Source organism: Mycobacterium sp. 852002-51163_SCH5372311 (assembly GCF_001667115.1).
In the GTDB taxonomy this organism is placed as follows: domain Bacteria; phylum Actinomycetota; class Actinomycetes; order Mycobacteriales; family Mycobacteriaceae; genus Mycobacterium.
Window position 1 is genome coordinate 1 of the sequence record NZ_LZIJ01000016.1, and the last position, 12,393, is coordinate 12,393.

Annotated in this window: 13 protein-coding genes and 1 pseudogene; 5 read left to right on the forward strand and 9 right to left on the reverse strand. The window is 63.9% G+C overall.

Going from position 1 to position 12,393, the window contains the following annotated elements:
• From A5791_RS27605 to A5791_RS02105, 4 genes and pseudogenes are all read right to left on the reverse strand, one after another.
• On the reverse strand, positions 1-209 hold a 209-nt coding region (locus A5791_RS27605), incomplete at its 3' end, for a hypothetical protein (RefSeq protein WP_369828008.1).
• Positions 210-280: 71 nt separating this feature from the next.
• A pseudogene (locus A5791_RS02095) lies at positions 281-628 on the reverse strand (ABC transporter permease); the annotation flags it as partial.
• Positions 628-1,341, reverse strand: coding sequence for a fluoroquinolone transporter permease (locus tag A5791_RS02100; protein WP_067230241.1), 714 nt, complete (start codon positions 1,339-1,341; stop codon positions 628-630). The pseudogene A5791_RS02095 and the gene A5791_RS02100, both read right to left, overlap by 1 nt.
• On the reverse strand, positions 1,338-2,240 hold the full coding sequence (locus tag A5791_RS02105) for an ABC transporter ATP-binding protein (RefSeq protein ID WP_067230244.1): 903 nt from the start codon (positions 2,238-2,240) through the stop codon (positions 1,338-1,340). The genes A5791_RS02100 and A5791_RS02105 overlap by 4 nt, the downstream gene beginning before the upstream one ends.
• A 101-nt stretch (positions 2,241-2,341) precedes the next feature.
• Here A5791_RS02105 and A5791_RS02110 point away from each other — a divergent pair, with 101 nt between their 5' ends.
• The gene (locus A5791_RS02110) at positions 2,342-2,836 is read left to right on the forward strand and encodes a GbsR/MarR family transcriptional regulator (protein ID WP_067230248.1); all 495 of its coding nucleotides are present in this window, start codon (positions 2,342-2,344) and stop codon (positions 2,834-2,836) included.
• A gap of 198 nt (positions 2,837-3,034) precedes the next feature.
• Here A5791_RS02110 and A5791_RS02115 read toward each other — a convergent pair whose 3' ends face one another.
• Entirely contained in the window at positions 3,035-3,520 is a 486-nt protein-coding gene (locus A5791_RS02115) for a nitroreductase family deazaflavin-dependent oxidoreductase (protein WP_067230252.1), read from the reverse strand.
• Between the two features lie 122 nt (positions 3,521-3,642).
• Positions 3,643-4,149 (reverse strand): MarR family winged helix-turn-helix transcriptional regulator, encoded by a 507-nt coding sequence (locus tag A5791_RS02120; protein ID WP_067230255.1) that lies wholly within the window; start codon positions 4,147-4,149, stop codon positions 3,643-3,645.
• Between the two features lie 371 nt (positions 4,150-4,520).
• Between A5791_RS02120 and A5791_RS02125 the strand changes: the two genes are divergently transcribed.
• The 3 genes from A5791_RS02125 to A5791_RS02135 are packed head-to-tail and all read left to right on the forward strand — an operon-like array spanning position 4,521 to position 6,887.
• Positions 4,521-5,483: a metal-dependent hydrolase gene (locus A5791_RS02125; RefSeq protein ID WP_067230259.1), complete on the forward strand. Its 963-nt coding sequence runs from the start codon at positions 4,521-4,523 to the stop codon at positions 5,481-5,483.
• Positions 5,480-5,668, forward strand: coding sequence for a ferredoxin (locus A5791_RS02130; RefSeq protein ID WP_067230262.1), 189 nt, complete (start codon positions 5,480-5,482; stop codon positions 5,666-5,668). The genes A5791_RS02125 and A5791_RS02130 overlap by 4 nt, the downstream gene beginning before the upstream one ends.
• Before the next feature lie 4 nt (positions 5,669-5,672).
• A complete protein-coding gene (locus tag A5791_RS02135) occupies positions 5,673-6,887 on the forward strand; it encodes an NAD(P)/FAD-dependent oxidoreductase (RefSeq protein WP_067230266.1) in 1,215 nt (404 codons plus the stop codon).
• Between the two features lie 11 nt (positions 6,888-6,898).
• On the opposite strand, the gene A5791_RS02140 is transcribed toward A5791_RS02135, so the two are convergent.
• Complete coding sequence (locus A5791_RS02140; protein WP_067230269.1) at positions 6,899-8,071, reverse strand: serine hydrolase domain-containing protein; 1,173 nt, start codon at positions 8,069-8,071, stop codon at positions 6,899-6,901.
• Positions 8,068-9,546, reverse strand: coding sequence for a biotin carboxylase (locus A5791_RS02145; protein ID WP_067230278.1), 1,479 nt, complete (start codon positions 9,544-9,546; stop codon positions 8,068-8,070). The genes A5791_RS02140 and A5791_RS02145 overlap by 4 nt, the downstream gene beginning before the upstream one ends.
• Before the next feature lie 219 nt (positions 9,547-9,765).
• On the opposite strand from A5791_RS02145, the gene A5791_RS02150 reads away from it, so the two are divergent.
• Positions 9,766-11,520, forward strand: a complete 1,755-nt coding sequence (locus A5791_RS02150) for a DUF3556 domain-containing protein (protein WP_067230272.1) — start codon at positions 9,766-9,768, stop codon at positions 11,518-11,520.
• Here the strand turns inward: A5791_RS02150 and A5791_RS02155 are convergent.
• The gene (locus A5791_RS02155; RefSeq protein WP_067230275.1) at positions 11,509-12,393 is read right to left on the reverse strand and encodes a LysR family transcriptional regulator; all 885 of its coding nucleotides are present in this window, start codon (positions 12,391-12,393) and stop codon (positions 11,509-11,511) included. The two genes, A5791_RS02150 and A5791_RS02155, sit on opposite strands and share 12 nt — an antisense overlap.

Genomic DNA, 12,393 nt, shown 5'->3' on the forward strand with positions numbered 1-12,393 from the left:
GATGCCGGCACTTTGACCGCGTTGCGTGTGACACCAGTCCCGCTGGCCACGTTCTTTGCGTATCGCGCAGGCACGGTCATTGTGGTCACCACCGCATACGTCATCGCGACGATGTCCTTCAGCGGCATCCTAAGGCCAGGGCTGGTCCCAACGCTGATTCCGATCGGGCTGCTCGCCGGGTTGTCGGCGGTGGTGACGCTGCTGCTCATCCTTGCCTTAGCGAGCAACAAGATTCAGGGCCTGGCCATGGTCCGTGGAATCGGTATGCTGATCGCCGGCCTACCGTGCCTGCGCGATACGCAAAGAACGTGGCCAGCGGGACTGGTGTCACACGCAACGCGGTCAAAGTGCCGGCATCGACCTCGTCGAGAACTAGGAACGCCGCCAGCCCGCCGACGATAATGATGCTCGTCAACAGGAGGAACGCCGTAAGCACCAACGGGTAGTAGGCGGCCAGGTCGACGTGGTGGCGCTCGCGCAGCATCTGGGTGAACCGCGGAGTGAGGACCGCGACCGCGGTGGTCCAGATGACCGGCGCGAGCACGATCATGACCAGCAACGGGTCACGATAGGTGCCGCGAAGGTCGTTGCGCCCCAAGGCTGCCAGCGCCCGCACGTTGATCGCCATCACATGCCTCCGGACTGCGCGACGACGTAGCGCACGAACATGGCTTTGGCCGCCCACCACAGTCCCACCACGCACAACGCCGGATACACCACCGAATACAGGACCTGCCATGGCGCGAGTGCGATCTGGTGAAATGCATCGCCGAACAACAACATTGGGCCCTGCGTGGGAATCAAATAGCTGACCACGTTCGACCATAGGCCGGAGTAATCCACGACTGGCGGAACAGTCAGTATCGCAAGGGGGATCGTCGCCGCCAGAAACCAATCGCTGATCGAGGCGAACGGCAGGGACGTGGTGAATCCCACCAGCAGCATCAGCAGCGTACCGAGCACGGTCGCGATCACGAGCGGCAGCACTTTGAAGCCCAAACCTTGGCTGAGCATCGGGACGACCACGGCAACCACCAGTGAAATCACCACTAGCAGAGTCAATTTCGCAGTCAAGTACTGCCAGAAACGCAACGGCGTTGAGATGACCGCGCCCAGCGTGCGTTCCTGCTTCTCGAAGAACACCGTGCCCGCGATGAAGAAGAACCCGATGATGCAAATGTCACCGAGCAAGATGTACGGTTCGACCACCGGACGCAGCCTGCGCGACAACGGCAGCAGTACCGCTAGCCACATCAGCCCGGAAAACACCGCCGCGTGCACGAACCGCTGCCTGACCTGCAACATCAGCTCAAGCCGACACGCACTTACCAGCCGCCTCACGTCAACTGCCGTCCGGTGATCTCGACGAACACGTCGTCGAGCGTCGCTTCCCTGCTATGGATGGTCTCCACGTGGTAGCCGCGCAGCACTGCGTGAAACGCCGGATCGTCGGCCAGGCCGTCCATCGGAAACTCGATGCCCTGCAGCGCGCCGCCGTGAGCGCGATATTCCACCCGCACCAGCCGCTGACTGCGCGCGATCTTCAGCTCGGCGGGTGTGTCCAGCGCGACGATCCGGCCGTCGACGACGAACGCCACCCGATCGCACAGCTCGTCCGCGGTCGACATGTCATGCGTAGTCAGAAAGATAGTGCGTCCACGGGCTTTTAAGTCGAACACCATATTCTTGACCTTGCGGGCATTCACCGGGTCCAGCCCGGACGTGGGCTCGTCAAGAAACAGCAGCTCGGGATCGTTGAGCAGTGCGCGCGCGAACGTGAGCCGCATCTGCATTCCCTTGGAATACTTGCCAACTCGCACATTGGCGTCGCGAGTCAGCCCGACGGCGTCGAGCAGCTCCATCGGATCGAGCGTGTCGACATCGTAGAGCGAGGCAAAGAAGCGCAAATTCTCCAGCCCCGAGAGTTTCTGATAATGGTTCGGCAGCTCGAACGAGACCCCGATGCGCTGGTAGTAATCCGGTCCCCAGTCCAGGGGATCCTTGCCCCATACCGACGCCCGCCCACCGTGCCCGCGCAGCAGACCGATCAGGACTTTCTGGGTCGTGGACTTGCCAGCACCGCTGGGACCTAAAAACCCGAAGATTTCCCCGCGGGCGACCGCGAAGTCCATGCCCTGCACCGCCGGCTCGACCGCCTTCGGATAGGTGAACGTGAGCCCGTCAACGTGGATGACTTCGTCCGTCGCGCGTGCGGCCGGGATGGCATCGGCAATATCCATCAGTTGCTCCCATACCGATCTGCCCTGTCACCGCGGGCGCGGTAGCAAGGTCCGACCAGACTTCCCGGAGCACCGTCGATCAATATACTGAAGTTTCAGGAATGAGTGAAGCATGTTGGGAGAACGCATTGCCAGACGCAAAAAATCAAGATGCCGCCGAACAACTTGCCGTGGTATTGATCCGTCATGGCCTGCAGCGGATGACGGCCCGTGTCTTGGCCGCGCTGATATTCACCGAACAGCCGACGATGACGGCCGGCGAGCTGGCCGAGCGCCTGCAAGCTAGCGCGGGCGCAATCTCGGGTGCAATCAAAATGCTCACTTCCGTCGGCTTGGTAGAGCGGGCGCCCGCACCGGGCAGTCGCCGCGATCACTATCGACTGCGCGATGACGCCTGGGCGACGCTGTTCACCAATCAGAACATCGTGATCTCAGCGATGCAGGACGCCGCGAATGCGGCCATCGCGGCCATCGACAAGAAAAACCCTGCCAACCAACGGCTCACCCAGATGCGCGACTTCTACGCATTCCTTCTGGAGGAGATCCCGGCTCTACTGGAGCGCTGGCATCAACAGTGGGACAAGCAAACACATTAACACGGCCAAACCGGCGGCCACGGTCAACCGAGAGACCTCGTCGGGTGGCTCGAAGGGAGCGATCGACTGGCAGGTTACATCCGCGAGATGACCGGATTCCCTGTGGCAGAGGAAGTTTCGATAAAACACCGGCCATCAGGATCGTGCCGTCAACGTGGGTCGGGCGTGACATCTCCTCAACCTGCCGGCGGGCTGGCCTCAAATTCGTCGGCGGAAGGCCACCATCGGCAGTTGGCTCACTAACCGTTCTCGTGCCTCCTGACTGCCGTCGTAGCGCCACCCGACCAGCCTGCTCAGGAGGACATGCACGATCGGCAGGATCCACCGGTTGCGTCGTTCGTAGCCCGCGAGCACCTCCACGGCTTCGGCTTGGTCAAGCACGCGGTGCTGCGGCACGAAGCGGTGACGACCGACGACTACCTCGACGGCAGGATTGGCTGCGATGTTCCGGTACCAATCCGATGACGGTCCTAATCCGGCAATGACCACGAACTCGCCCGCTATTGGCTTTGTTCCGACGACCTCGAGCACCGTGCGATATCGGCGCCCGGACTTGCGGCCGGTGTGCGTCAAACACAGGAAGCGATCTCGTAGAAGCCAGCCAAAACCCGCGGCGTATAGCCGGGTGGGCGCTCGGAACACCGCCCGCATCAGGCCCGGACGGCTCACGCTGACAGAGCTCATCGAATTCCTTCCTGCTGCATCTCCGCGCGCTGACGGGTGTCAGACCGGTGCAAATCGACGATCAATGGGCTGGAAAAATCATACTACGCGCAATAATTGCGCTTACGCAATAAATAGGGCCTTCACTTTGGCAAATGCCAACCGATAGAGAGCACGTTGTCGTCAGATGGCTCACCCGCTGCCGCCGCAAACGCACTCAGTGCTTTGGCTAGCCGGTCGCGCTCGGCCGCCGACATCTTGCGCAGCACCCGCTCGATCGCCACCCGCCGGTGCCTGGTCACGTTGTCGACCAGACGGCGACCCGCGTCGGTGAGCGTCAGCGTCACGTTCCGGCGATCTTTTGGTAACTCCTTACGGTCGAGAAGCCCGGCTTTCGAAAGCCGTTCACATGTGCGGCTCGCGTTGGACGGATTGACGTCCAACCCTGCGGCCACAGCGGCGAGGTTCATCGGTCCGCGGGTGTGGAGCATGACCAGGACCCGAAATTGGGGCATGGTAATGGCGTCGTCGGTCTCAGCGATCGACACTGCCGCGATGCCCACCAGTGCCCGAGACGCGCGCAGTACAGCATCAATCTGCTCAGCCGACGGCCGATCCGAGGACGGCCGACTCCTTCGCAGCGAGGTCATGCCCAAGCATCCTGCCAATGAGATTTGTCAACGAACCATCATTGCATTCCACATCGGTTGATTCGGCCTTGAAGCCCTCGTCGCATACCCTGCGGGCGAGGGCAAGGGCGCTGTCGCAACACGCGTCTCAGAAGTGGAGAACTGCCGCGAGACTTCCACGGCCTCGAAGCGGTCAAAAACTTTTCAGAAATTCGCGACCACCGGTAGGCATAACCCCTCGCCCGGGTGGGTAGACGGCGAGGTGGAACGGTCCAAGCGGCGACTGGCTGCCCATTGCGGACCTGCCCTGGCTTCTCCCGTTGGGTCGACCGCTTCTTTGAAGACGAACTGAACGAAGAGCGAGCCGAATCGGTCGGCGAGAGGAGCTTCTGATGCCAGAAGTCGAACTTCATCACGAGGGACACCCGAAGTATCGCCGGATGGTGCGCTTCGACTGGTCGGAGACGCCGCTGCACTGGGTGCCCGACGACCCGTTCTCGACACACATGATCAATGTCCTGCATCTGTTGCTACCCGAGGGCGAGCGGCACTTCATCAAAGCCGTTTTGGAGGCGTCGTCCCTGGTCGATGACCCCGAGCTGGAGGCGGCGATCAAGCCGTTCATCCAGCAGGAGTCGTGGCACGCCTGGGCGCACCAGGTGGTACTGGACCATTTGGCCGAACAGGGCATCGAAACCAAGCCGTACACCGATCGACTCGGGAAACTGTTGTCCCGGACGCTAGGTGATGCGCCCAAGTGGTTTCCGCCGGCGATGAAGCGTTGGTGGCTGTATCGACGTCTGGCCGATGTGGCCGCGCTGGAACATTACACCGCGATGTTGGGCCAGTGGGTGCTGACGAACCGGGGCCTGGACTACGCGAAGGCCGACCCCATGATGCTCGACCTGCTGCGCTGGCACGGCGCCGAGGAGGTCGAGCATCGTTCGTTGGTGTTCGACGTCTTCCAGCACGTCAGCGGCAACTACTGGATCAGGGCGTTCTCGATGTTCTTTACTTCGCCGTTGTTCATCGGCTGGTGGGTCGCCGGGGCTCGCTACCTGATGGCCCAGGACCCGACCATCGATCGCAAGTGGCGCTGGCGGGACTGGCTGTGGGCCGCCCGCGAGTACCGGTTGCCGGGCCCGTGGAAGCTCATGGTGACGACGCCGGTCCGATATCTGCGGCCCAGCCATCATCCGAACGATGAGGCTTCCACGCAGATGGCGGTCGACTACCTGAACTACTCGCCGGTGGCGAAGGCCGCCCGTGAGCGAGCGCTGTCCCAAGCACGGGGATCCGACAGCGCCCAAAGCACCAGTTCCGACGAGTCGATGGAAAGGGCGACGGTGCGATGAAGGTTTCGGTGGATCTCGACACCTGCGACGGCAACGGCGTCTGCATGAGCATCTGCCACGAGGTGTTCGACGTACGAGAAGACGGACTCCACCTACTCCAAGAGGAGCCACCGACGGAGTTGCGACAACAATTGATAGGCGCCGAGGTGTCCTGCCCCACGCAGGCGATCACAGTGAAGGACTGAGCCGATGCCCGGTCGTCAGCTAAGACAGATTGTCGTCGTCGGTGGCGGTGTGGCGGGCACACGTGCGGCGGAGACTCTCCGCCTGGAGGGCTATGACGGTGAGCTGACCATCGTCGGCGCCGAGCGACACGCCCCCTACCACCGACCGCCGCTGTCGAAGAAACTGCTCACCGGACAGGTGCATCGAGCGGGTGTCGACCTTGCGCCTCAATTCGAGTTCGAGGCGCGCGTGCTGAGAGGCGCGTCGGCGATCAAGTTGGACATGTCCGCCCGCACCGTCCACTTGCGGGACGAGAACCAAGATCTGTCAGTGGATTTCGACGGATTGGTGATTGCCAGCGGCGCGGTCCCGCGCGAATGGCCGGGCGGTCCCGTTCCCGACGGGGTCTTGATGCTCCGCACGGTCGACGACTGCCTGGCGATTCGGGAGCGGCTGGATTCGCGCCCCCGGGTAGCCGTGGTCGGAGGCGGATTCATCGGTGCCGAGGTCGCCGCGAGCTGTCGATCACTCGGGCTCGATGTGGTGCTCATCGAAAAGGCCGCGGGCCCACTGCTCACCGCACTGGGCAAGGAGATGGCAGCTCGTTGGGCCGAACTGCATCGTCGGCACGGGGTAGACATCCGGGTCGGTGTTGGCGTCGACACATTCGTCGGACACGGGCGGGTGGAAGCGGTTCGGCTCTCCGACGATTCGCATATTCCGGCCGACCTCGTCATCGTCGGCCTAGGGGTAACCCCTGCCACCGACTGGCTCGACGGCTCGGGGCTGCGTCTCGACGATGGGGTGGTCTGCGACGCCACCGGAGCGGCGGAAGGCGGTACCGGAGATGCCGCTGTCGTTGCGGCCGGTGATGTCGCCCGTTGGTGGCATCCGCTCTATGAACGGCACTTGCGTACCGAGCACTGGGACGACGCGGGACGTCAGGGCGCCGCCGCCGCTCGGACTCTACTGGCGGGCCCCGAGCGCGCCGTGGAGTACGACGAGGTGCCCTATTTCTGGTCGGATCAATACGACGTCAAGCTGCAGATGCTCGGTATCCCAACCGATTACGACGCATTCGAGATCGTTGAGGGCGATCCCGGCGCATGGGAGTTCGTCGCCGCATACGGGCGTGCCGGCCGCACCATCGCGGTGCTGGGAACGATTACGAATAGGGTGTACGCCTACCGCGACGCCATCCGCTCTCGGGCTGAATTTCCGCCCAGGCGCCCGGATTAGCAACGGCACGATCAGGTTCCAGCCAGTTCTTTTGCCACCGCGTCGAACGCGCGCAGCGTGTCCAACATGTGCGGCTCATGGGAGTGCGGCTGGGTGGACAACTTGGCGGCGACCAGCTCCGCGGAGCGATTGACGTAGATCATCTGACCGCACATGCCTAGGCACAGAACGACATTGCTGCCTGGGTAGGGGAACCACATTTGGTTGCGGTACATCCCGCCGGGCATCTCGGTGTCGTCGGGGCTCGCGGCGAACGCCCGGCGCGAGTCCGGCCCGCCGCCAAGGGTGTCCGCAATCCACGCCGACGGCATCACTTGCTGGCCGGTCAACGAGGCGCCGTCGCACAAGAACAGCGATCCGAACCGGACCATGTCGGTCAGACAGGCGCTGATGCCGCCGTCGAACAGTCCGGTGCCCTCGGTGTCTACGCCGATGGTGGCGTCGCATTCGGCGCCGAGACGGCTCCACAGCAGTTCTGACATCAGTTCGGGCATCCGCTGGGCACCTGCGACCTCGCAGATCCAGCCGAGCACATCGGTTTCACACGAGCGATATTCGAACGGACCGCCGTGAGATGACTTCTGCCGCAAGGTCAGCAGGAAGTCACGCAACGTGGCGGGGCCGTCCGGACTGCTTTTGGGCGCCCACCCGATCGACTGGTCGAGAAGGTGTATCTCCGCGGCCGGGTCGCCATAGTCTTCTGAGAAGGCGATACCCGACCTCATGTCCAGCAGGTGGCGCACCGTCGCGCCGGCGTAGCCGCAATTCGCCAGGGCGGGAACGTATGCCGTCACCGGTGCGTCAAGCTCGAGTTCACCGGCCCCGTGCAGCGCGCCCACGACGGCCGCCACCAGCGACTTGCTCACCGAGAACATCAGATGCCGGGTCTGGGCCTGCATGCCGTCGAGGTACTCCTCGGCAACTATCGAACCGCGGTACGCGACGGCCCAACCGTCGGTAGCGGTGGCGGTCATCACCGCGCCGACGGTGGTGGCCACCCCGTCGGTGCTGGTCACCCGGACCTCGGCCGGCTCAGCACTGGCCGCGGGCAACGTTGCGACGGGCCCGGTCCCGCGCGAGATCACCGCGGTAGGCACAAAGTCCGCGACGTGCTGGAAGGACCAGTGCGAATACGGCGCGGACAGCCAGTTGTCCAGTGAGATTCCGGCCGGAACGCTGCTCACGCTCGTGCGACGAGCCGCGAAACGATCGGTGTGGCGGGCCCCAGCGGCGTCGAGGCGAACTTCGCCTTGATGCCTTTCACCCAGCGCCGGCAGCGCTCGGTGAGCTGGTAGTCGTCGGTCTGCAGGTGTCCGCGGGTGACGAGTACGCCGAGTTGGGCGCCCTCGCAACGTAAGTCGCCCGGCGCCGCGACACGCATGTAGAAGGCCTCAGACCCGTCGAGCAGGGTGGCCCAGTCATTGGCGGGGCGCGCAAAGGAGACACGGCCCTCGTCATCGATGCGCCACACGCCGGTGCGTGGTGTCGCGGTGAAAAGCTCGACGTCTTGCGACGTCTCACTGATTATCAGCTGACCCCAGACCTCGTCCTCGCCGTAGCCCCGCTCCCAGCGAGCATTGATCTCGTCGATGTCCAGCTCGTACTCCACGTTCATGTACTCGAGCAGGTGGAACAGAAACAGCGGCATGTCGGCGTAGGCCTCGGTGGTCAAGTTCGTCATCGGGCTCGCACCGCTCAGCCGGGGGTTCACCTCGCCGAGATAGAGCTCGTCGGAGTCCAGGTCGTGCAACAGGTCCACCTCGAAGTAGCCGCGGTACCCCTCGCGGTGAAGGATGTCGCCGAGCTTTCCCACCATCTGTCGCGCGGCGCGCGTCTGCGCGGGCGGCAGCACCTCGCGCCAGATGTCATTGCCGCACCAGCCGCCCTTGCGCGGAGTCAGCTCCGGGTAACCGACGAGACTGGTCATCGCGGGACCGATCACGGTGCCGTGCCGCGTCACAGTGCCTTCGAGACATACCTCGACGTTGCGGATGCGCTTCATCACTTTGACGTCTTGCCCGACCAAGTCACCGGCGTGCTCGTCCCAGTCGCGCTGGCCGCGCACAAAGAACACCGCGCTGCCGGCGTCGCCGTACGCGGCAACGACGACGAGGTCATCGCCCAGTCCGGCGCCTTGCGCGAGCGCCGACAGCTCGTCGTAGGAGCCGACGCGTCCGATGGCGTGCGGCACGCTCGGCACGCCCGCCTCGTCGGCCAGGCGTGTCATGACAAGCTTGGAGCCCAGGCGATGGCGCAGCTCCGCCGGCGGATGCATGACCTCGAGTCCCGCCTCGTGCGCGAGGGCCTGGGTCTTCTCGTCGAGCATCACGAAGCAGGCCTTGCCACCGGGTCCTCGGCCCGCGATGAACTCGAGTGTCTCGGAATCACGCAGCAGGTGGTTGCACACATCTCCCATCGAATCGAAATCGATGCGGTCGCGCCGCCGGGGTACGAACACCCGCGAATGTATGCCCTCGAAAGAGTCAAAGTACGTCAGGTAGAAGAAGTTTCGTACCCAGCGGTCGATGCCCAGCAGGTTGAACGGGGTCGGTGAGATGAAGTACAGCGGCACCTTATTCGTGTGAAAGAACGCGCGAACGTCCGAGAGGCCGTTCAACGGGCGGCGCGGGTCGGGCTCAGGGCCACCGGCGGACACCATCACGCCAGCCGCGGTGACGTCGAGAACTGGGCCCGGCGGCTCGCCGGAGTGCAATTACGTAGGTTCATCCCACAAGTGTGGACCGACCCACGGTCGCGCGGAAAGTGTGGATTGCCTCAACCTCGGTCTCCCGCAGGGGTACTTTCTTCCTGACCGTAGTGCCAACCCTGCCGATTGACGCCATCACCACCGATCGGCACCGGGGTCCAAGGAGCCGCAATGGGGTTCATCCAGCCCAACCTGCCCGTCGTCGACCTGGCCGAATGGAGCAAGCGCACCCGCGCGGAGCGCATTGTGCCGATGACCCGTCATATCGCCGAGAACGGGTTCGGCACTCCGCTGGTGATGCACGTGATGTACGGCCTGAAGATCGCCCTGTACATCCTCGGGGCCTGGTTATTTGCCCTGTCCACCAAGGGGATCCACGGTTTTACCAACGTCGCCGCGTGGTGGTCGGAACCGATCGTGTTCCAGAAGGCCGTGCTCTACACAATGCTGTTCGAGGTCGTCGGTCTCGGATGCTGCTTCGGACCGCTGGCGGGCCGCTACTTTCCGCCCATGGGTTCGATTCTGTACTGGCTGCGACCCGGCACCATCCGCTTGCCGCCCTGGCCCAACCGGGTCCCCCTGACCAACGGCAGCACCAGAACCCCGTTCGATGCGCTGCTCTACGGCGCCCTGCTGGCGTTGCTCGTCATCGCACTGGTGTCCGACGGCACCGGGCCAATTCCCGCCCTGGGCACGGAAGTCGGCGTGCTGCCGCGGTGGCAGACCGTCGCAATCCTGTTGGTGCTGGCCGTGCTCGGCCTCCGCGACAAGGTGATCTTCCTGGCCGCTCGCGGTGAGGTCTACGCGCCGCTGGCGCTGGCGTTCCTGTTCTACGGAGCCGACGGTGTCATCGGGGCAAAAGTGGTCTTCATGGTCATCTGGCTGGGTGCGGCAACATCGAAACTCAACAAGCACTTTCCATTCGTGATCTCGACGATGCTGGCGAACAACCCGTTCATCCCCTCTGGGTTCCTCAAGCGCTCTTTGTTCAAGCGGTATCCAAATGACCTGCGGCCCAGCGCGTTAGCCGGTTTCATCGCGCACTTCTCCACTGCGGTGGAAGGGCTGGTCCCGCTCGTGCTGCTCTTCTCACACGGTGGCTGGCCGACGACCATCGCCGCATTTGTGATGATCGTGTTCCACCTGAACATCCTGCTGGCCTTCCCGATGGGTGTGCCGCTCGAATGGAACGTGTTCATGATCTTCGGGGTGCTGTGGCTGTTCGTCGCGCATGCGCCGCTGGGGCTGTCGAACCTCGCCCACCCGCTGCCAGTCGTCCTCTTGTTCGTAATCATCGCCGGAACCGTCGTCGTCGGAAACCTGTTCCCGCGCAAGGTTTCCTTCCTGCCCGCCATGCGGTATTACGCCGGTAACTGGGACACCACCCAGTGGTGTGTCAAGCCGTCTGCCGACGAGAAGATCCGGGTAGGCGCTCGCGCGCTCGGTCCGATGTATCACCTGCAACTCGAGCGGCTGTACAAGACCAAAGAAGAAACCTTGGTGCCGATCCACCTGGCCTTCGCGTTCCGGGGCATGAACACGCACGGCCGCGCGCTCTACACCCTGGTACACCGCGCGCTGGCCGGCTATGACGAAGACGACTACAACGTGTGCGAAGGCGAGAATCTCTGCGCGATGGTTCTCGGCTGGAACTTCGGCGACGGCCATATGCACAACGAGTGCCTGATCGAGGCGTTGCAGGAGCGCTGCGGGTTCGAGCCCGGCGAGGTGCGGGTGGTGATTCTCGACTCGCAGCCAATTCATCAGCAGCGGCAGGAATACCGGCTCGTCGATGCCGCGACGGGTGAGTTCGAGCGCGGCTACGTCAACGTCGCCGACATGGCCGACGCGCAGCCGTGGGCCGATGACATTCCCGTACACGTCCAAAGCAGCGTCCGCGCCGATCTGCCCCCTTCAGCCGGCTGAACGTCGCGCGAGCAGCACGCTTCGCGGTTCTGACAGGGTGTGCGGCAGCCACAGCGCCTGGACCGGCACCAGCGGCGGGTCGACCAATGGCCGGACTTCGACGCGACCTTGCAGTGCAGCACCGCTGGGTGCGGTGACCAGGGCGACGTAGTCGTTGTCGGCGACCGCCGTGACCGGCGGAGTGCCCTGTGTTTTGTTCACGACCAATGCAGGTTCGAAACCTGCTCGGCGACAAGCCGATACGAGGAAGTCAGTGTAGAACGAGAACGTCGGCGGCGCCCACACGACCAGCGGGTAAGCCGCAATGTCGGTCAGGGCGATTCGCGCCTGTCCGGCCAGCGGGTGTCCGGCGCGCACCGCAACCCGCAGTTCGTCATAGCCGATGACGGTTCCCGCGAGATCAGGAGGCGTGGTGGCGCCGCGACGAAGCCCGACGTCGATGGTGCGGTCGAGGAGTCCCCGCTGCATTTCGTTGGGAAACATCTGGCGTGCCGTGACGGACAATTCGGGCAGCGCACTCCGCAGCGGCTCGATAATCGCGAAGGCTTCTTCCGCGGTGATCGCGGGCGTATGCCCGACGACAAACGGCGGCCGGCTTCCGGCCGCGACCTGCCGCGTCGCATCGGTGAGGGCGGTTGCGGCCGACAGCAACAACGGCGCGCCCTCGCGGAGTTTCCGGCCCGCCGCCGTGAGTGTGAGTCGGCGGCCGCTGCGCTCGAACAGACCCACGCCGAGCGCACGCTCGAATCGGCGCATCGCCGTGCTCAACGCCTGCTGAGTCAGATGAAGGTAGTCGGCGGCCGCCGAGAGATTCCCGTGGTCGGTGACTGCCACAAACTGCCCCAGCCGATATAGGTCGATCGGCGCTTCCAC